16 protein-coding genes and 1 pseudogene are annotated in these 18,898 nt (G+C 70.7%); 7 read left to right on the top strand and 10 right to left on the bottom strand.

All coding sequences use genetic code 11. The annotated features are described in order from the left end of the window. Positions 1-14: 14 nt before the first annotated feature. On the bottom strand, positions 15-419 hold the full coding sequence (locus Q0Z83_RS52380) for a hypothetical protein (protein ID WP_317791050.1): 405 nt from the start codon (positions 417-419) through the stop codon (positions 15-17). A 298-nt stretch (positions 420-717) separates the two neighbouring features. Between Q0Z83_RS52380 and Q0Z83_RS52375 the strand changes: the two genes are divergently transcribed. Beyond that, positions 718-1,671, top strand: coding sequence for an aldo/keto reductase (locus Q0Z83_RS52375; protein WP_317791049.1), 954 nt, complete (start codon positions 718-720; stop codon positions 1,669-1,671). A 138-nt stretch (positions 1,672-1,809) separates the two neighbouring features. Here the strand turns inward: Q0Z83_RS52375 and Q0Z83_RS52370 are convergent, their stop codons facing one another. Continuing rightward, on the bottom strand, positions 1,810-2,184 hold the full coding sequence (locus tag Q0Z83_RS52370; protein WP_317791048.1) for a cupin domain-containing protein: 375 nt from the start codon (positions 2,182-2,184) through the stop codon (positions 1,810-1,812). A gap of 73 nt (positions 2,185-2,257) precedes the next feature. Here Q0Z83_RS52370 and Q0Z83_RS52365 point away from each other — a divergent pair, with 73 nt between their 5' ends. Next, positions 2,258-2,701, top strand: coding sequence for a MarR family winged helix-turn-helix transcriptional regulator (locus Q0Z83_RS52365; protein WP_317791047.1), 444 nt, complete (start codon positions 2,258-2,260; stop codon positions 2,699-2,701). A 165-nt stretch (positions 2,702-2,866) separates the two neighbouring features. Beyond that, positions 2,867-3,334 (top strand): SgcJ/EcaC family oxidoreductase, encoded by a 468-nt coding sequence (locus tag Q0Z83_RS52360; protein WP_317791046.1) that lies wholly within the window; start codon positions 2,867-2,869, stop codon positions 3,332-3,334. A gap of 94 nt (positions 3,335-3,428) precedes the next feature. Here the strand turns inward: Q0Z83_RS52360 and Q0Z83_RS52355 are convergent, their stop codons facing one another. From Q0Z83_RS52355 to Q0Z83_RS52345, 3 genes are all read right to left on the bottom strand, one after another. Next, positions 3,429-5,948 (bottom strand): DNA gyrase/topoisomerase IV subunit A, encoded by a 2,520-nt coding sequence (locus Q0Z83_RS52355; protein ID WP_317791045.1) that lies wholly within the window; start codon positions 5,946-5,948, stop codon positions 3,429-3,431. 14 nt (positions 5,949-5,962) lie between these two features. Next, positions 5,963-8,020 (bottom strand): DNA gyrase/topoisomerase IV subunit B, encoded by a 2,058-nt coding sequence (locus Q0Z83_RS52350; RefSeq protein ID WP_317791044.1) that lies wholly within the window; start codon positions 8,018-8,020, stop codon positions 5,963-5,965. A 138-nt stretch (positions 8,021-8,158) separates the two neighbouring features. Further along, positions 8,159-8,767 carry an adenylate/guanylate cyclase domain-containing protein gene (locus Q0Z83_RS52345; RefSeq protein ID WP_317791043.1) on the bottom strand — a complete coding sequence of 203 codons (609 nt, stop codon included), beginning with the start codon at positions 8,765-8,767 and terminating at the stop codon, positions 8,159-8,161. A gap of 174 nt (positions 8,768-8,941) precedes the next feature. Between Q0Z83_RS52345 and Q0Z83_RS52340 the strand changes: the two genes are divergently transcribed. Beyond that, the gene (locus Q0Z83_RS52340; RefSeq protein WP_317791042.1) at positions 8,942-11,749 is read left to right on the top strand and encodes a helix-turn-helix transcriptional regulator; all 2,808 of its coding nucleotides are present in this window, start codon (positions 8,942-8,944) and stop codon (positions 11,747-11,749) included. Positions 11,750-11,924: 175 nt separating this feature from the next. Further along, positions 11,925-12,695, top strand: coding sequence for a DUF5995 family protein (locus Q0Z83_RS52335; RefSeq protein ID WP_317791041.1), 771 nt, complete (start codon positions 11,925-11,927; stop codon positions 12,693-12,695). A gap of 10 nt (positions 12,696-12,705) precedes the next feature. Here the strand turns inward: Q0Z83_RS52335 and Q0Z83_RS52330 are convergent, their stop codons facing one another. The 3 genes from Q0Z83_RS52330 to Q0Z83_RS52320 form a co-directional block, all read right to left on the bottom strand. Further along, positions 12,706-13,197, bottom strand: coding sequence for a hypothetical protein (locus Q0Z83_RS52330; RefSeq protein ID WP_317791040.1), 492 nt, complete (start codon positions 13,195-13,197; stop codon positions 12,706-12,708). 135 nt (positions 13,198-13,332) lie between these two features. After that, positions 13,333-14,703, bottom strand: coding sequence for a HAMP domain-containing sensor histidine kinase (locus tag Q0Z83_RS52325; protein WP_317791039.1), 1,371 nt, complete (start codon positions 14,701-14,703; stop codon positions 13,333-13,335). After that, positions 14,696-15,385 carry a response regulator transcription factor gene (locus Q0Z83_RS52320; protein ID WP_317791038.1) on the bottom strand — a complete coding sequence of 230 codons (690 nt, stop codon included), beginning with the start codon at positions 15,383-15,385 and terminating at the stop codon, positions 14,696-14,698. Before Q0Z83_RS52320 ends, Q0Z83_RS52325 begins: the two co-directional genes overlap by 8 nt. Before the next feature lie 485 nt (positions 15,386-15,870). Here Q0Z83_RS52320 and Q0Z83_RS52315 point away from each other — a divergent pair, with 485 nt between their 5' ends. Then, positions 15,871-16,875, top strand: a complete 1,005-nt coding sequence (locus Q0Z83_RS52315; protein ID WP_378079031.1) for a glutathione S-transferase family protein — start codon at positions 15,871-15,873, stop codon at positions 16,873-16,875. On the opposite strand, the gene Q0Z83_RS52310 is transcribed toward Q0Z83_RS52315, so the two are convergent. After that, entirely contained in the window at positions 16,849-17,340 is a 492-nt protein-coding gene (locus Q0Z83_RS52310; protein ID WP_378079030.1) for a MarR family winged helix-turn-helix transcriptional regulator, read from the bottom strand. The two genes, Q0Z83_RS52315 and Q0Z83_RS52310, sit on opposite strands and share 27 nt — an antisense overlap. Here Q0Z83_RS52310 and Q0Z83_RS52305 point away from each other — a divergent pair. Further along, positions 17,243-18,217 (top strand): annotated as a pseudogene (locus tag Q0Z83_RS52305) (EamA family transporter); the annotation flags it as partial. The gene Q0Z83_RS52310 and the pseudogene Q0Z83_RS52305 sit on opposite strands and share 98 nt — an antisense overlap. Before the next feature lie 24 nt (positions 18,218-18,241). Here Q0Z83_RS52305 and Q0Z83_RS52300 read toward each other — a convergent pair. After that, positions 18,242-18,886 carry an NAD-dependent epimerase/dehydratase family protein gene (locus Q0Z83_RS52300; protein ID WP_317791035.1) on the bottom strand — a complete coding sequence of 215 codons (645 nt, stop codon included), beginning with the start codon at positions 18,884-18,886 and terminating at the stop codon, positions 18,242-18,244. Between the last annotated feature and the right edge of the window lie 12 nt (positions 18,887-18,898).

Here is an 18,898-nt window from a genome sequence, read left to right as displayed (position 1 = left end):
GTCACCGCTTTCGCTCACCGCAGGAAACCCCGCTCGTCGATGTGCCGGGTGGGCTCGCCGAAGAACAGCTCCGGATCGGCCGGGCCCACCGCGATGTTCAGGGTGTCCTGCCGGTAGTCCCAGCGGCCGCCGTCGATTCGCGGGCCGGACGACCGGTAGTTCACCTGCCAGCGCAGCCACTCGCCCGGCGCCAGCCAGACTGCCGCCGGGCGGGTTCGCGACAGGTCGCCCCTTCTGGCGTCGCCCAGCCTGGTGTCGCTCAGCCTCGCGGGGAGCAGCTCTACCCGTACCCCCTTGTCCGCCCGGACCAATCGCAGACCGGAACGCGCGAAGCTCGGCTCGCGCTCCGGAGGCTCCGCGCCGAACGACTCGATCGGCCGGAAATCATTACGTTCGGTGATCATCACCTCATGCACCACGCTGCGCCTCCTCCCGGGTAGACGGAAGCCCTGCGGCACCGCGCTGCGTAGTGCCGCTCCCGGACCGCCCCGGGAGCGCCTGGTCCACTCGGTAGTCACCCACTGCGCCACGACGTCCACCGCTCCCCCTTTCCCGCAGGCGCCATCCTCCCTGGTTGAGGCGCGCGGAAGCACGGATTATTCACGTGCTGGACACCTCCGCGCCGACGGCGCGCCGAATCGACAACATGACTTGATCTGGAGCGCGCTCCAGGTTCTACGGTCGATTCGGACAGCCGGGAACGAAGAGGAGAACATCATGGAACAGCGGGCCTTCGGCCGACTCGGCCGTGTCAGTGCGCTCACTCTCGGTGGCGGCGGAATCGGTGGCGTGTGGGGCACCACCAATCGCGCCGAAGCCGTCGCGACAGTCCACGCCGCACTCGATGCCGGCATCACCATGCTCGATCTGGCGCCCAGTTACGGCACCGGATTCGAATCCGAGGTGGCCGTGGCCGAGGCGCTCCGCGGCCGCCCCTCCGCCGCGATGATCACCAGCAAGGTGCAACTGCCGGACGACGACGGCCGCGACTTCGCCGTCCGTATCCGGAGAAGTCTGCACGCCAGTCTCACCCGGCTGGGTCGCGAGCACCTCGACGTGCTCGTGCTGCACACCCAGTTCCGCCGCCCGGGAACCGTCCTCTCCGGAACGATCGACCCGGCCGGATATCGCGACGAGATCGTCCCGGTCTTCGAGTCCCTGCGCGACGAGGGACTCATCCGTGCCTGGGGGATCACCGCGGTCGGCGATCCGGTGCCGCTGCTGGACGCCTTCGGTGCCGCGCCCCGGCCGGACACCGCGCAGATCGTGGTCAACGCCCTCGACCAGAGCGGTGACCTGTGGATCCACGGAGATGGCGTCCGGCCGGACAACGCCGGGCTGGTCCGGGCGGCCGAGGCGGCCGGGGTCGCGGTCACCGCGATCCGGGTCGTCGCCGCGGGCTCGCTCACCGACGGGCTCGACCGCTCGGTTCCCGCCGATCACCCGGCGGCCGCCGACTTCGCGCGGGCCGCGCCGTTCCGCGCCCTGGCCGCCTCGTTCGGTGAGAGCGCGGCCTCACTCGCACACCGCTACGCCCTCAGCGTCCCCGGCGTCGCCACGGTCATTCTCGGCGTCAAGAATCGCGCCGAACTCGCCGAATGCCTGGCCGCCGAGGCCCGGGGCCCGCTCACCGCCGACGAACTCAAGGCGATCGACGCCCTCACCGACTGATCGCCCCGCCCCTTGATCGCCTCACCCTTTGATCGGCCCGCCCTTTGATCGGCCCGCCCTTTGATCGGCCCGCCCCTTGATCGGCCCGCCCCTTGATCGCCCCGCCCTTTGATCGCCCCGCCCCGCCGCGGTGGCCGCTCAGCTCACCCAGGGCGGGGTGATCGTGGTGCCGTCCGGCAGGGTCGCCTCGAAGCCGGCGCTGGTGGTCACCCAGGCCGCGGCGGTCTCGGTCCCCTCGTTGTCCACCCGGAACTCGGTCCCGGACGGCACCAGCAGCACATCCCCGGCGGAGACCCGGCCGGCGACACCGTCGAGGCTGACCGACAGCTCGCCGGCCGAGACCATCAGAACCTCGTCGCGCCCCACCCGGTGCGGCACACCGGACACGCCGGCCGCGATCTCGACCCGCCAGGCGCACAGCTCCCGGCTGCCCGTCGACGGGGACGCGAACGCGTGGAACACGCTCCCGTGCAACCGGTGAACCACTGCTTCGGTACCGCGATAGATCGCCATCTCCACTCCCCAAATTAGTCAAGCTGCTTGACGATATAGTCAAGCAGCTTGACTGCCATGTCAAACTCCTTCCGTGCGCGACGATCTCCACGACCTCCCGGTGCTCCTGCTCAGCGCTGCTCGCGCGCTGGTGGACGGCATCGACTCCGGGGTGCGGGCCGGCGGTTTCACCGACCTGCGGCCCGCACACGGCTTCGCCTTCGCCCGCCTGTCCGGCACCGGCGCCACCGTCACCGACCTGGCCGAGCACCTGGAGATCACCAAACAGGCGGCCAGCCAGATGGCCGAGGAACTGATCCGCAAGGGCTACATCGAACGCCGCCCGCACCCCACCGATGCCCGCGCCCGCCTCCTGGTCCTGACCGAAAAGGGTCACGCCTGCACGCGGGCCGCCGAAGAGGCCGCCGCCCGGACCCTGGCCCCCCTGGCCGCCACCCTGACCCCGGCCCAGACAGCGGCCCTGCGAACCGCCCTGACCCGGCTCGCCACCCCGGGCCGAATCCGCCCCATCTGGTAGCCCCGGCTCCGTCGTCACCGGTGGCCTCGGCTGGCCCTGGGTGCTGTCCCGGCCACCGACCCCCAGCCCGCACAACCAGCCGCCCGGACCGGCCTCGGCCCGCGGGCTCGCACTCAGTCGATGGAGTGGTCGCCGTGGACGGTGCCGGCGTGGGAGGGTTTCGGCATGGGTGAGACTCGTGCTGAATCAGTCGTCCGAGAGCTGTACCGGGAACTACTCACCGCCTGGAACGAGCGGGACGCGGAACGATTCGCGGGCCTGTTCGCGGACGACGGCGTCCTGATCGGATTCGACGGCAGCCAGGTGGACGGGCCCGAGATCGGCAAACACCTCACGCCGATCTTCCAGGACCACCCGACCGCCGCCTACGTGGCCAGGATCCGGGAGATTCGTGTCCTCGGCCCCGGAGCCGTCCTGCTCCGATCGATCGCCGGCATGATCCCGCCCGGCACGGACACGCTCAACCCGGCCACCAACGCGGTTCAGACCCTGGTCGCCGAACGACGGCTCCCCGGCTGGCGCGTCATCCTCTTCCAGAACACCCCGGCTCAATACCACGGCCACCCGGAAGCCACCGCCGCCCACACCGCCGAACTGGAACCGCAGGCCGCCGAAGCCCGACTGCTGACCTGATCGATGACGATCGGCCGGGCGAAGCCGCGCCCGCCCGGCGAAGCCGCGCCCGCCGGGCGGCAGAGAACCGCCCGGCGATCGGTGTTAGAACCCGTCAGTCCCGTTCGATCAGATGCCCGATGAGCTGCGGCCCCATGATGACCGCGTTGCCGGACCCGTCGCGGCGCGCGTCCGGTTCGGGGAGCTCGACCGGATCGCCGGTGTTGGAGGCGCCGACCGGCCGCGGCCCGACCCAGGCGACGACGAGCTGCGTCTCGCCCTTGAGGAACCGCTGCACCCGGACACCGCCGGTGGCGCGGCCCTTGGCCGGGTAGGACGCGAACGGTGACACCTTGACCTGGGTACCGGTGGAGGTGACGACCATGGGTTCGCCGTGGGCGCTGTCGGACGTGACGACCGCGTTGAAGGAGATCACCTCGGCCTCCGGGCCGACGTTGACCCCGGCCATGCCGCCGCCCTTGAGGCCCTGTGGCCGCACCAGTTTCGCCGGGAAGCGAAGCAGGTTGGCGTCGGACGTGACGAAGACGAGGGACTCGGCGCCGTCGGTGAGCCAGGTCGCCTGCAGGACCTCGTCACCCTCCTTGAGCGTGATCACCTCGAACTCGTCGGACCGGACCGGCCACTCCGGGGCGCACACCTTGACGATGCCGAACTTGGTGCCCATCGCGATGCCGGGCGACTCGCCGCCGCCGAGCGGGGCCATGCCGACGACCCGCTCGCCCTTGTGCAGGGGCACCAGCTCGGACGCGGACATGCCGCCGCGCAGCGAGACGGTCCCCGACTGCTCGGGCAGGACCGGCAGGGTGAGCACATCGGTCTTGAACGCCCGGCCCCGGTTGGTGACGAGCAGGATCCGGCCGCGGGCGGTGGAGTGGATGATCGCGCGGACCGCGTCGTGTTTGACGCGACCGCTGCGCTTACGGGCCTCGGTGGACTCCTCGCTCTCGGCCGCGGTCCGGGCGATCAGACCGGACGCGGAGAGGATCACCTGGCAGGGGTCGTCGGCGACCTCGAGCGGACCGGCCGGCACCGAGGCGGCGAGGACCTCCTTCAGGTCACCGTCGATCAGGGTGGTCCGGCGGGCGGCCCCGAACTCCTTGGCCACGGCGGCCAGCTCGTCGGAGACGACCTTCTTGAGGACGTCCTCGTTGTCGAGGATCCGGGTGAGGTCGGCGATCTCGCTGCGGAGCCGGTCCTGCTCGGCCTCCAGCTCGATCCGGTCGAACCGGGTGAGCCGCCGCAACGGAGTGTCCAGAATGTAGGTCGCCTGGATGTCGGAGAGCCCGAACTCGGTCATCAGACCGGCCTTGGCCGCGGCCGCGTCGTCGCTGGCCCGGATCAGCGCGACCACCCGGTCGATGTCGATCAGGGCGATGAGCAGGCCGTCGACCAGGTGCAGACGGTCCTCGCGCTTGGTCCGCCGGTAAAGCGTGCGCCTGGTCACGACGTCGTAGCGGTGCTGCACGAAGACTTCGAGAAGAGCCTTCAACCCGAGCGTACGGGGCTGCCCGTCGACCAGGACCAGGTTGTTGATGCCGAACGAGCTCTCCAACGGGGTGAGCCGGTAGAGGTCGGCCAGCAGGGCCTGCGGGTTGACGCCGACCTTGCACTCGATGACGAGCCGGGTGCCGTGCTCGCGGTCGGTGAGGTCCTTGACGTCGGCGATCCCGGTCAGGCGGGCCGCCTGGCGCTGGCCACGCCGCGGGCCGGAGGTGATGACCTTGCCCTTCACCTCGTCGGTGATCGCCTCGATGATCTTCTCGGCGCCGACGCCGTAGGGCAGCTCGGTGACGGTGATGGCCTGCCGGCCGCGGCCGCCCTCGAGCAGGCCGGTCTCGGCGCGGGCCCGGATCCGGACGACGCCGCGACCGGTCTCATACGCCCGGCGCACCTCGTCGAGCCCGAGCAGCTGGCCGCCGGTGGGCAGGTCGGGGCCGGGCACGAAGCGCATCAGCTCGTCGAGGTCGGCCGCGGGCTTCTTGATCAGGTGCCGGGCGGCCGCCACGACCTCACCGAGGTTGTGCGGGATCATGTTCGTCGCCATCCCGACGGCGATCCCGGACGTGCCGTTGACCAGCAGGTTCGGGAAGGCGGCGGGCAGCACCTTGGGCTCGGTCTCGGAGCCGTCGTAGGTGGGCTTGAAGTCGACGGTGCCCTCACCGAGCTCGCCGACCAGCAGCATCGCCTCGCGGGACATCCGGGCCTCGGTGTACCGGGCGGCGGCCGGACCGTCGTCGGGCGAGCCGAAGTTGCCGTGGCCGTCGATGAGCGGCGTGTTGAGCGAGAAGTCCTGGGCCAGCCGGACCAGGGCGTCGTAGATCGCGACGTCACCGTGCGGGTGGTACTTACCCATCACGTCGCCGACGACGCGGGCCGATTTCACATAGGGCCGGTCGGGGCGCTGCCCCTGCTCGGACATGGACCAGAGGATCCGCCGGTGCACCGGCTTCAGCCCGTCCCGGGCGTCGGGCAGCGCACGTGAGTGGATGACCGAGTAGGCGTACTCCAGGTAGGAGTCCTCCACCTCGGTGGTGAGCGGGTTGTCGATGACCCGGGCGCCCGCCTGGTCGAACGCGGACAGGTCGACGCGCTTGTCGGATTTGCGGCGTGCCATTGGTAGCGGACCTCTCAGGCGTCGATCGTCTCTTGGTCGATCCGGCCCGCGGCCTCGATCAACCAGTTCTTCCGGGGCTCGACCCGTTCACCCATGAGCAGCTCGAGGGTGGCTTCGGCGCGCTCGGCGTCCTCGATGGTGATCCGGCGGACGGTGCGCTCGGCCGGGTTCATCGTGGTGTCCCACAGCTCGTCGGCGTCCATCTCACCGAGACCCTTGAACCGGGGCACCGGTTTCTGCACCTGCCGGCCGGCCCGCTCCAGGCGGCCGACCGTGCTCTCCATCTCCTGCTGGGTGTACGTGTAGAGGGTCTCCGAGTTACGGCCCTTGGTGACCACCTTGTGCAGGGGTGGCATCGCGGCGAAGAGCCGACCGTTCTCGATGACCGGCCGCATGTACTTCGCGAAGAGCGTGATCAGCAGGGTCCGGATGTGCGAGCCGTCGACGTCGGCGTCCGCCATGATCATGACGCGGCCGTAGCGCATCGAGCCGATGTCGAACGTGCGGCCCGAGCCGGCCCCGAGGACCTGGACGATCGCCGAGCACTCGGCGTTGTCGAGGACCTGCTGGAGGCTCGCCTTCTGCACGTTGAGGATCTTGCCGCGGATCGGCAGCAACGCCTGGTATTCCGAGGAGCGGGCCATCCGGGCGGTGCCGAGCGCCGAGTCACCCTCGACGATGAACAGCTCGGACCGGTCGATGCCGATCGCCCGACAGTCGACCAGCTTGGCCGGCATCGACGCGCCCTCCAGGGCGGTCTTGCGGCGGGCCGCGTCCTTCTGCTGTTTCTGGGTGAGCCGGACGCGGGCCGCGTCCACCACCTTCTGCAGGACGGTGCGGGCCTCGGTCTTGGTCCGCCGGCCGTCGATCCACTCCTTCAGATACGCCTCGACCAGGCTCTGCATCACCCGGGCGACACCGGCCGTGGACAGCTCGTCCTTGGTCTGCGAGGTGAACTGCGGCTCCGGCACCCGCACGTGGATGACCGCGGTCATGCCCTCCAGGAAGTCGTCCAGGACGGGCGGCTCCTCCTTGGGCTTGAGCAGCCCCCGGGCGTTGCGGATGGCCTCGGTCAGGGCCCGCACGAGAGCGCGCTCGAAGCCCTTGCGGTGGGTGCCGCCGTGCATGTTGCGGATGGTGTTGGTGAAGCACTCGACGGTGCGCTCGTAGCCGGTGCCCCAGCGGAAGGCCACCTCGACCTGCGCGTGCCGGACGACGTTGGACTGCATCACGCCGTTGGCGTCGGCGGCATTCTCCTTGTAGGTGCCCTCGCCGGTGACCAGCAGCGTGCCGGAGACCGGCTTGTCCGAGGCCGGAGTGAGGAAGTCCACCATGTCGGCCAGGCCGTTGGGGTAGTGGAACGTCTCGGTGGCCGGCTCCTCGGCGCCCGCGTCGAAGAGTGTGTACTGCACGCCGGGGACCAGGAACGCGGTGTTGCGCAGCTTGGTGCGGACGGCGTCGACGTCGAGCCGGGCGCCGGTCTCGAAGTAGCGGGCGTCATACCAATACCGGATCGAGGTGCCGCTGGGCTCGCCCCGCTTCATCCGGCGGGCCACCCGCAGGCCGGGCTCACGGGTGAACGGCGCGTCCGGCCCGGGGCCGTCGAAGACGCCGGGCACGCCCCGCTGGAACGAGATCTCGTGGACCTTGCCGTCCCGCTTGACGGTCACGTCGAAGCGGTGGGCGAGCGCGTTGACCGCGGACGCGCCGACGCCGTGCAGGCCGCCCGACGTCTTGTAGCCGGAGCCGCCGAACTTGCCGCCGGCGTGCAGCCGGGTCAGCACCAGCTCGACGCCGCTCAGCCCGGACTTGGCGTGCACGTCGGTGGGGATGCCCCGGCCGTCGTCGTCGACCTGGACCGAGCCGTCGCTGTGCAGCGTCACGGCGATGCGGGTGGCGTGGCCGCCGACTCCCTCGTCGGTGCAGTTGTCGATGATCTCGTTTGCGAGGTGGTTGATGCCTCTGCTGTCGGTGGACCCGATGTACATGCCCGGGCGTTTGCGGACAGCGTCGAGCCCTTCCAGGTGCGTGAGGTCGTCAGCCCCGTACAAGGTCTCTGGTTGCGCGGTCACGAGGCGGCACTCCCGGTCAAGCCATGGTGGTCAAGGACGGCGCGAGCCTACCCGGCGCCTATGACACTTCTGCCCCAGGCGAGGCAGGTCTAGACCAGTCCGTGGCCAAAATAGGGATGATCCACCCCAAGAAGTGCGCTACGCCACAGTCGCAAAGGACACGGTCTGCGGCTGGAGTGCCCGGAAGAGGTCCAGCGGATAGGGCTTGCCCGGAACCGACACCGGTGGCAGCTCCTGGTAGGCGATGAGCGCGTCGGTCACGTCCCGGGTGGCCGAGCAGACCACGACGGTGTCGTGCGGCGCATAGGCCTGGAGACGGGCCGCCGTACTCACCACGCTGCCACTGATCATCCCGTAACCGCCGTCGAAGGCGGCCATCGGGTCGACGATCACCTCGCCGGTGGCCAGACCGACCCGGGTCCGGACGGGGAACCTGCCGGCCAGGAGACGCCCCCTCAACGACTCCTGAACCGACAGGCCCGCCTGGACCGCGGAGGCGGCCGCCCCCGGCCCGAATCCCCCCTCCGCGGCGCCGAACACCGCCATCACCGCGTCCCCCACGTACTTCTCGACGATCCCGCCGTTGTCACGGACCACGGCCGAGACGGCCGAGAAGTAGTCCCTCTGGAGCGCCCGCACCTCCGCGCAGTCCAACCGGTCCACCAGAGAGGTGAACCCGACGATGTCGATGAACAGCACGGTTACGGTCTGCCTACGCTCCTGAACGGCACTGCTGACGGTGCTCATGTCTTCGCTCCCCCAGATCACTGCGTTGACCGGGAGTACGGTGCCAGCCTCGGACAAGACGCGGATCCGCAGAACGACGTATCTCTGACAGCATCGAATTCCGTCGTTTTTGTGACGCAGAACAGTCCGAACCGACGACATAGTGATAGGCGGATACGGATTAGGCTGCCGGGCATGGCCAGACAGGGGGACGAGGGGCCGCTTGTCGGGCGCACCGGCACGCTGGCCGACGTTCAGTCAAACCTCCGCAACGTCGGTACCGGCGGCACCGCTGCGGTGTTCGTGACCGGGGAGAGCGGTGTCGGTAAGACACGGCTGCTGCACGAGACCGCCGACGCGTTGCGCGAGACGGGCTTCTCGGTGCTGTTCGGCACCTGCCTGGACATCGGTGACGCCTCGCCGCTGCACCCGGTGCTGCAGGCGCTGCGCCGGCTCGACGGCTCGACCCCGGCCGGTGCCGCCGACGACGCCGGGGCGCTGCTCGAACGGGTGTCGCGCGACCTCCGGGCGATCGCCGGTGACCAGCAGCTCCTGCTCGTCCTGGACGACCTGCAGTGGGCCGACCGGAGCACCCGTCAGCTGCTGCTCTATCTGCTCGCCGGGCTCGGTGACGTCCGGGTGTCGGTGCTCGCCGCGATCCGGGCCGAGGCGCTGCACGGCACCCACCCGCTGCGCCGGGTGCTGGCCGAGCTGCGGCGCCTGCGCTCGGTCCGGGTGGTCGACCTGGCCCCGCTGAGTCAGGAGCACACCCACGAGCTGGTGACCGCGATCGTCGGCGGCACGGTGGCCCTGGAGGACGCCGACCGGGTCTTCAAGCGCAGCGGCGGCAACCCGTTCGTGGTCGAGGAGCTCTCCCGTGACCTGCGCGACGGCCGGGTCGAGCTGTCCGACACGCTGCGCGAGATCTTCCTGTCCCGGGTCGACGAGCTGCCGCCGCACGCGCACACCGTGGTGCACGCCATCGCGGCCGGTGTCGAGCCGGTCGAGCACGCGGTGCTGGCCGGGGTGGTCCCGCTGCCGGAGGACCAGCTGATCGAGGCGGTCCGGGCGGCGGTCACACACCGGTTCGTGGCCAGTGACCCGGACGGTTACAAGCTGCGGCACCGGCTGGTCGCCGAGGTGCTGGAGCAGGAGGTGCTGCCGGCCGAGGCGGCGTCGCTGCACCGGCGCTACGCCGAGACCCTGGAGTCGGTGGAGGGCGAGCCGGACAACGCGCGCCTGGCCCACCACTGGCAGCGGGCCGGCGAGCCGGATCGGGCGCTGCCCCCGGTGGTGGCCTCGGCCCGCGCAGCCGAGCGGATGTACGGCTTCGCCGAGGCGCACCGCTACTGGACCATCGCGCTGCAGCTGGCCGGTGAGGCCGACGAGCGCCGCACCGAGTTGCTGGGGCACGCCGCCGAGTCGGCCCACCAGTGCGGCGAGCATCTGCTGGCGCTGGCCCGGCTGGAGGAGCTGGCCGGCCGCCCGGACGCACCCGGCCAGTCCGAGCTGCACCTGCGGCGGGCGCGTTATCTGGCCGCGGCCGGGCGTTCGGCGACCGCCGAGGTGGAGTACCAGCGTGCTCTGGAGGCACCGGACTGCACCCCGCGCCGGCGGGCGTCGGCTGCGGCGTACCTCGCTGAACTGCTCTTGCATCTCGGCCGCTATGCGGACGCCAACCAGCACGCGCGGGAGGCGCTCGAACTGGCCGCGGTGAACGGGGCCACCACCGACCTGGTCCGGGCGAGCGCCGCGCTGGGTTTCAGTGCCGCGTTCCGCGAGGACCCGGACGCCGGGCTGGCCGTGATCAGGCACGCCGTGGAGATCGCCGAGCGGTCCGGGCACCCGGACGACCTGGGCGTGGCCTACCTGCACCTGGCCGAGCTGCTGGCCGGCCCGCTGAACAGCATCGAGGAGGGTGTGCTGGTGGCCCGCCGGGGCGCCGACCTGCTCGCCGCCCGCGGGGTGGGCCGCACCTATCAGACCCGGCTGCTGGCGATCGCCGCCAAGGGGCTGTTCCGGAACGGTCAGTGGTCCGAGGCGTACGCCGTGCTGGAGACCGCCATGCGTTACCACCCGTCCGGCGCCGACGCGGTCGAGTTGCTGCTCGCCCGCTCCCAGCTCTGGGTCGGTTTCGGGGAGGTGGACAATGCCCGCCGCGACCTGGACGCGGTGGCGACCCTGCTGGCCGGTGGCGGAGCGCGGCACGTGCTGCCGATGCTGACGCTGCGGGCCGGCCTGGCGATGTGGCAGGGCGAGCACGCCGAGGCGCGGGCCGCCGTGCAGCGTGGCCTGACCGAGACCCGCTCCGACGACCTGGTGCTGCTCGGCGTGCTGGCCTGGCACGGCCTGCGGGCCGAGGCGGAGGCGCACGTGGCCGGGCAGCCGACCGATCCGGGGGCCATCCGCCGCCTCCGGACGGTGATGGATCGCCTGGTCAAGGGTGTGGGCGAGGCACCCGCGCCGGTTCGTGCGGTGGTCGACGGCTACCTGGACCTGTGCACCGCCGAGCTGAGCCGGGTCGAGGACCGGCAGGATCCCGAGCCGTGGGCCCGGGCGGCCGCCATCTGGGACCGGCGCCAGCAGCCGTACCCGGCGGCGTACTCCCGCCTCCGGCACGCCGAGGTCTCGTTGCAGCGCCGGGTGCGGCGGACGTCGGCGATCACCGGGCTGCGCCAGGCGTACGCCACGGCGACCGCGATGGGCGCCCGCCCGTTCGCCAACGAGATCATCGGGGTGGCGCAACGGTTCCGGGTCACGCTCGGCGACGACGTCCAGGTGCTGCCGGCCGGGCCGGAGCGGGCCGCCGACGAGCTGTCCGCACTGACCGGGCGGGAGCGGGAGGTCCTGGCCGCGGTGGCCGAGGGCTTGACCAATCGCGAGATAGGTGAGTTGCTGTTCATCAGCGAGCGCACCGTCGGCGTGCATCTCGGGCACATCTTCGACAAGTTGCAGGTGCGCACTCGCGTGCAGGCCAGTCGCGTCTATCTGACAGCGGCCTGACCAGGGGATCGTTACGCTGCCGTGACATACGTACACGGAATACGTCGTTCTACCGATCCGATGACGGACCCCCGGTGGAAGTGTAGGCGCCACGGGGGAGCACCGCCCGGCGACAGGCTTCGCCGGGCGGTGCTGGGGGCCCTCCGTTGCCTTTGCATCACCCACGGAGGAACCCATGACCCAGCCCATCTGGGGCCCCGTACAGCAGGAGATGTCCGACCTCCTGCAACGGCACCCCGACGACGTCCCCGGAGTGGTCGACCTACTCGCACAAGTACAGGTCGTGCTGTGCCGAGTGCCACCGTTGCTGGATAGCAACCCGCTGGCCGACTTCAACAGGCTCTATCTCACGATCACCGAGAACGTGCTGGAGCGTCTCTACGCCGGCAAGTTCAAGGACCCGGCCTTCCTGGCCCGGCTCGATGTCGAATTCGCCGCCCGCTATTTCGACGCCCTGCGCTACTGGACCGAGGGCAGCCCGGCCTGCCCGGGCGTGTGGGCCGGCCTGTTCACCCGGATCCCCGGGCCGGACGCGCGTGCTCTGCCCTCGGCGGTCGCCGGGGTCAACGCGCACATCAACTTCGACCTGCCGTTCGCGCTGGTGACCACCTTCGACCACCTGGGCAGCGACCCGGTCGACGGCAGCGACCAGCACCACGACTACCTCCAGGTGAACGACATCTTCGCCGAGGAGATCCCGGGTCTGCGCCGCGGCTATCTGGACCGTTGGCAGCTGCTCATCGACACGATGAACGGTGATCTGGACGACTGGTGGCAGGGCGAGATGGTGGAGTACACGCGCAATGTCGCCTGGCGCAACGCCCAGAAGATCTGGGCGCTCCGACACGATCTGAGCGCGCTCGACAAGGAGCGTCGCCGTCTCGACCACACCGCCACCGGCCTCGGCAAACTGCTGCTGTCGCCGTTCGGCAGCTTCCTCCAGTAAGGGCGTCGGTTCACTTCACGATGATCAGCCGGGCCGTGACGGCCGAGCCGTCACGGACCCCGCCGACGCCCACCTGCACGCCCGCCTTCACCGCGCTGCGCTCGGTCTTCTCGCGATTCTGGGCCACCCGCAGCGGGTCACCGAAGGTCCAGGTCAGCACGTAGCCGTCGGACGACTTCACGGTGAAACCCTTGTCGTCCGCGGTGGTGACCTCACCACGCTGCACCACGATGGTGCGGTCCTCGCCCTCCCGGGTCCGCACCACGACCTCGCCGTGCAGCGTGTTCTGCCGCAGCAGCCGCCGCACGGCCCGAGGCCGCACGCCGGGCGAGTCCGAGGCGGCGGGTCCGACATCTCCGGCGTCTCCGGCGTCGAACCCGACCTCCTGGAGAGCCGCCATCTCGATGGCGGCGTCGGCGACGTGGGCGGGCGCTTGCGCGCCGCATCCGGTCACCGCGAGAGCAACAGCGAAGATCAAAACCTGCACGGATGTACGAGCCATGCGATCGATGTTCGACATGACGCGATCGGGCCGTATCAGGCAGATGTTCGAGTTCGGTAAGAACCCCGCGAGCCGAGGTCGACCACCGCCACGATGACGAACCCACCATCCGGGCCGCATCGGCGAGGCCCGAGGCTACGGCGGTGGGGATGGGCTGGAGCCGGCCGGACGGTAGGGCAGCTCCACCCGGAACATCGCCCCACCCTCGGGGGCGTGAGCCGCGGTTATCCGGCCGCCCAGACGGGTCACCAGGCGGGCCGCCAGGGCCAGACCCAAGCCGCTGCCGACCTTGCGGACACCCCGGTAACGGCGGTTCAGTTCGCCCCGTTCGAAGGCCACGGCCAAGTCGTCGTCGGTGAAGCCGGGGCCGCCGTCGCGTACCTCGATGATGCCGCCCTGATCGCCGGGTCGGACCGCCAGGACCAGTGGCGCGCCGGCCGGGACCACCCGCAGCGCGTTCTCGCACAGGCCGTCGAGGACCTGCCGGATCCGGCCCGGGTCGGTGCCGACGACGACCGGCATGTCGGGGATCTCCACGGTCAGCGTCGGGCCGCCGTCGGCGCATCGCGCGGCCCACGCCTGACCGGCCTGCCGGACCAGGTCGCCCAACTCCACGTCGGTGACGTCGAGCGGCAGGTCGGCGGCCTCCAGACGGGAGAGCACCAGCAGGTCGGAGATGAGCCGGTCCAGGCGCTGTGCCTCGGCCAGGACCGTCGATCCGGCGGCGGTCGTGTCGTCTCCGGTGATCACCCCGTCGGCCAGCGCCTCGGCGTAGCCACGGATCGTCGCGAGTGGAGTCCGCAGTTCGTGTGACACCGACAGCAGGAAGTCGCGTTCCCGGCCCTCGCTCGTCTGCAGGGCGGACGCCAACTGGTTGAACGCGTCGGCGAGCCGGACCGCCTCGGCCGGACCGGCGCGGGCGATCCGCACCGAGCGGTCCCCGGCGGAGAGCCGGCCGGCGGCGGCCGCGGCCAGTCCGATCGGCCGGACCACGAACCGGGCCAGCAGGGCTCCGGCCAGCACCCCGCCGAGCAGACCGGCCACCAGCGCCACCCAGACACCGCTGAGCACCCGCAGCGCGACGCCGGAGGCGACCCGGCGGGTGAGGATCACCCCGGCGGCGGCACCCGGGAGCGGGCGGCCGGCGATGAACGAGGGCCGACCGCCGACCGGGCCGCGGATGTCGACGGTCTCCCCGTCGAGAACCCGGCGGACCACCCGGGGCGGCAGCCCCTCCCGATCGATCCGACCGTTTCTGATCAGGTAGATCTCGATGTCCTGCGCGCGTAGCCGGTCGGTGATCCGCTTGCGGGCGGCCGGCCGCTCGTCGGTCAGCGACTCGACCGCGAGGACCGTCTTGTCCATCAGCTCGGCGCGGATCTGGGTGTTCACCGAGCGGATCGCGATCGGCACGGCGACCAGGGCGGTCACGATCACGGCGACCACCGCGGTCGCGGCGGTGACGAGCACGGCCCGGCCGGTCAGGGTCCGGAAGAAGTCACGCATCGGCGGTGTACCCGACCCCGCGGACGGTCCGGATCAGACCGGCGGACGGGCCGAGCTTGGCCCGCACCTGCGCCACGTGCACGTCGACCGTACGGGTACCGGCATGCGACGCGTAGCCCCACACCGCGGCCAGCAGCTCCTCCCGGGTGAACACCCGACCCGGGCGGCCCAGCAGGTGGGCGAGCAGGTCGAACTCGGTGGCCGTCAGAACCAGCGGGGCGCCGTCCACGGTGACGGCCCGGCGGCCCGGGTCGAGGGTGAGGGGGCCGAGGGTTCGCACCCGATCGGTCTCCCCGGCGACCGCCGCGCGCCGCAGCAGCGCCTTGACCCGGGTCACCAGCTCACGCGGACTGAACGGTTTCGTCACGTAGTCGTCGCCGCCCAGCTCCAACCCGAGGATCCGGTCCACCTCGTCGTCGCGCGCGGTCAGGAAGATCACCGGCGTCCAGTCGCCGTCGGCACGCAACCGGCGGCAGATCTCGGTGCCGTCCAGGCCGGGCAGGGCGATGTCCAGGATGCAGGCGACCGGTCGAAGCCGGCGGGCGGCGGCCAGCCCGGCCGGGCCGTCCCGTTCGACGTGCACACCGAACCCCTCGCGGCTCAGATAGAGCCGAACCAGGTCGGCGATCGGCCGTTCGTCCTCGACCACGAGGACCAACCCTCTGCCCGGCGCGTCCGTCACCGGCCCATCATCGGCCCGCCCGCCTATCGTCACCAGGTCATCATGCCGCCGGGCGGGCCTCCGGAACGTTCGGGGAAGGTAAGGGATCGGCTGACCCGACCGGGTGATGTGTGCGTGTCGCACCGGGCCGGGCGACATCGACCGTCTCCGGGCCATGACCAGCGGACGATCGATCCTGGGCGCGCTCCCAGAAAGACTCGGGAAGCGCTTTCCCAACGTGCTATAAAGGCGACAGCCGGGGCTACGAGCAGGGGCGAGGCGTCGAGCACGGGGGGATGCCTCGCCCCTTTCCCCACCGGATGACCGGTTATGACCGTCACCGGATAACCGGGTATGACCGTCTCCCCGGGCCACCGCCCGGCGGTCGCGTTTCGGCGGTGACCGGCCGCCCGCTCGCGTGGCACACCACGGGCGGAGTGGATTGCGGGTGTGGGCGGCCGACGGCGTACCGGAAAAGGGGGTTCGGGTTCTGTCGTTCGGGAACGATGGACGGCATGGCCTATGTGAATCCGGCGGGTGAGTTCACCCGCGATCAGCGGTACATCGCCACCCGGATCACCGCGGACGGGCGGGATGGTTTTCCGGTCGAAGCGGGGCGTTATCGGCTCGTGGTGGCCCGGGCCTGCCCGTGGGCGAACCGCGCGATCATCGTGCGGCGGCTGCTCGGAATCGGCGACGCGCTGTCGATGGGCATCTGCGGGCCGACGCACGACGAACGGAGCTGGACGTTCGATCTGGATCCGGGCGGACGTGATCCGGTGCTCGGAATCGAACGGCTCCAGGACGCTTTCCTGGCCCGTTTCCCGGATTACGACAAGGGCGTCACAGTGCCCGCGATCGTGGATGTGACCAGCGGAAAGGTCGTCACCAACGACTTCGCCCAGATCACCCTCGACATGTCGCTGGAGTGGACCGCATTCCACCGGCCCGGAGCACCGCTCCTCTATCCGGCGCACCTGCGGGACGAGATCGACGAGGTGAACGAGGGCGTTTTCGCCGACGTCAACAACGGCGTCTACCGGGCCGGCTTCGCGGGCACGCAGGAGGCCTACACGAAGGCGTACGACAGGTTGTTCGCCCGGCTCGATCAGCTCTCGGAGCGCCTTTCCGGACAGCGTTATCTGGTCGGTGACACGATCACCGAGGCGGACGTCCGACTCTTCACCACCCTGGCCCGATTCGACGCCGTCTATCACGGCCATTTCAAGTGCAACCGGTCCAAGCTGACCGAGATGCCGGTGCTGTGGGCCTACGCGCGCGACCTGTTCCAGACGCCCGGGTTCGGGGACACGATCGATTTCACGCACATCAAACGGCACTACTACGAGGTGCACCGGGACATCAATCCGAGCGGCATCGTCCCGTCCGGGCCGGACCCGCGCGGCTGGCTGACCCCGCACGGCCGGGAGGCCCTGGGCGGCCGCCCCTTCGGCGACGGCACTCCCCCGCCACCGCCGCCGCCCTCAGAGGCCGTTCAGAAGGTCGCGTAACAGTTCGCCGATCTGGGCCCGCTTCGCCGGGGGAAGATGGGCCAGCAGGCGCTGCTGCTCGGCCAGGCCGGCGGTGACCGCCTCGTCGGCGATGGCCCGGCCCTCCGGGGTGAGGCGGACCAGGATGCCCCGGCGGTCGTTCGGGTCGGGGGAACGGGCCACCAGGCCGGCCTTCTCCAGCCGGTCGAGGCGGGCCGTGGTGCCGCCGGTGCTCAGCATCATCGACGCGGCCAGCGCGCCCGGCGACAACTGGAACGGGGCGCCTGAACGCCGCAGGGTGGCCAGCACGTCGAAGTCGGCGCGGGCTATCCCGAACCTGGCGTAGGCGCGCTCGGTGGCATCCCCGGCCAGGCGGGACAGGCGGTAGATGCGTCCGAAAACGCCCATCGCCTCGGTGTCCAGGTCGGGGCGTTCGTCGGCCCACTGGGCCAGGATCCGGTCGATGTCGTCGGTCACGTTCTCCATTCTCTTGATGACAAGCTTCTCGGCAAAGTTTATCTTTACGTCGAGATACTTTCTGTCGAGGGAGTTGGGTCTCATGCGGACACTGATGGTCACCGCCCTCACGCCGGTGCTGTGGGGGACGACGTATGCGGTCACCACCGAGTTCCTGCCGCCCGATCGGCCGCTGCTCAGCGGGATGCTGCGGGCGCTGCCGGCGGGTCTGGTGCTGCTCGCCATCACCCGCCGGTTGCCGCGCGGCGCCTGGTGGTGGAAGTCGGCGGTGCTCGGTGCGCTCAACATCGGCATCTTCTTCGCGCTGCTCTTCGTCAGCGCCTACCGGCTGCCGGGCGGGATGGCGGCGGTCCTCGGGGCGGTTCAACCGCTGCTCGTGGCCGGCCTCAGCGTGCTCCTGCTGTCCGAGCGCGTCTCCGGCCGTACCGTCGCCGCGGGTTTGATCGGGGTTTTCGGCGTCTCCCTCGCGGTGCTGACCGCCTCCGCCCGCCTGGACCCGATCGGTGTCCTCGCCGGCCTGGCCGGCGCCGGCTCGATGGCGTTCGGCCTGGTCCTCACCAAGCGCTGGGGCCGCCCCGGCGTCTCATTGCTCACCGTGACCGGCTGGCAATTGACCATGGGAGGTCTGCTGCTGGTCCCGGTCACCCTCCTGGCGGAGGGTCCGATTCCCGCACTGTCAGTGACAAACCTCTGGGGGTACGGCTACCTGAGCCTGATCGGGACGGCGCTGGCCTACACGCTCTGGTTCCGCGGGCTGGATCGCCTACCGGCGGCGCGGGTGTCGCTGCTCAGCCTGTTCGCGCCGCTCACCGCGACGGTGGTCGGCTGGGCCGCGCTCGGCCAGACGCTGACCCCGGTGCAGCTGGCCGGGATGACGCTGGCCTTCGGCGCGGTCGTGTGGGGACAGTCGTCAGTGCATGTCCGCCGTCGTGACGATGCGCTCGACGTAACCGCCGCGGGCGGCACGCAGCATGGCCCGGCCGAGCTCGTCGGTGGTGGTGATGTAGCGCGGCGCGACCCGGCGGATCAGCGGGACCAGCGGCGCGATCACCGTGTAGGCGGTGTCGTACCAGCCGGTCTTCGCGCGCACACCGTGCGTGGGCTGGATGAACCCGGGACGGAAGGCGAAGCCGTTGCGGAACATCGCCATGATCTCCCGCTCGGTGCGGGCCTTCACCCGGGACCACATCAGACGGCTGTCCGCGTCGGTGCCCTCACCGGAGACGTAGACGAAGGTCAGGTCCTCGCCGAGCGGGGCCAGCAGCCGGGCCGCGGCCATCGGGAAGTCGTAGGACACCCGGGTGTAGGCCGCCTCGTCCATCCCCACCGATGACACGCCCAGGCAGTAGAAACAGGCGTCATAACCGGTGAGCTCGCCGGCGATCGGGCTCAGGTCGGCGAAGTCGTCGAGCATCACCTCACGCAGTTTCGAATGCTCGACACCCGTCGGGCGGCGGGTCACCACCAGCACCTCGGTCACATCCGGCGCGAGCAGGCACTCTCGCAGCACACCCTGACCCACCATCCCGGTCGCCCCGAAAACGATCACCCGCACGTCACCAGTGTG

It is taken from the genome of Actinoplanes sichuanensis (assembly GCF_033097365.1).
Taxonomy (GTDB): domain Bacteria; phylum Actinomycetota; class Actinomycetes; order Mycobacteriales; family Micromonosporaceae; genus Actinoplanes; species Actinoplanes sichuanensis.
This window is presented reverse-complemented; position numbering and strand designations above follow the sequence as displayed.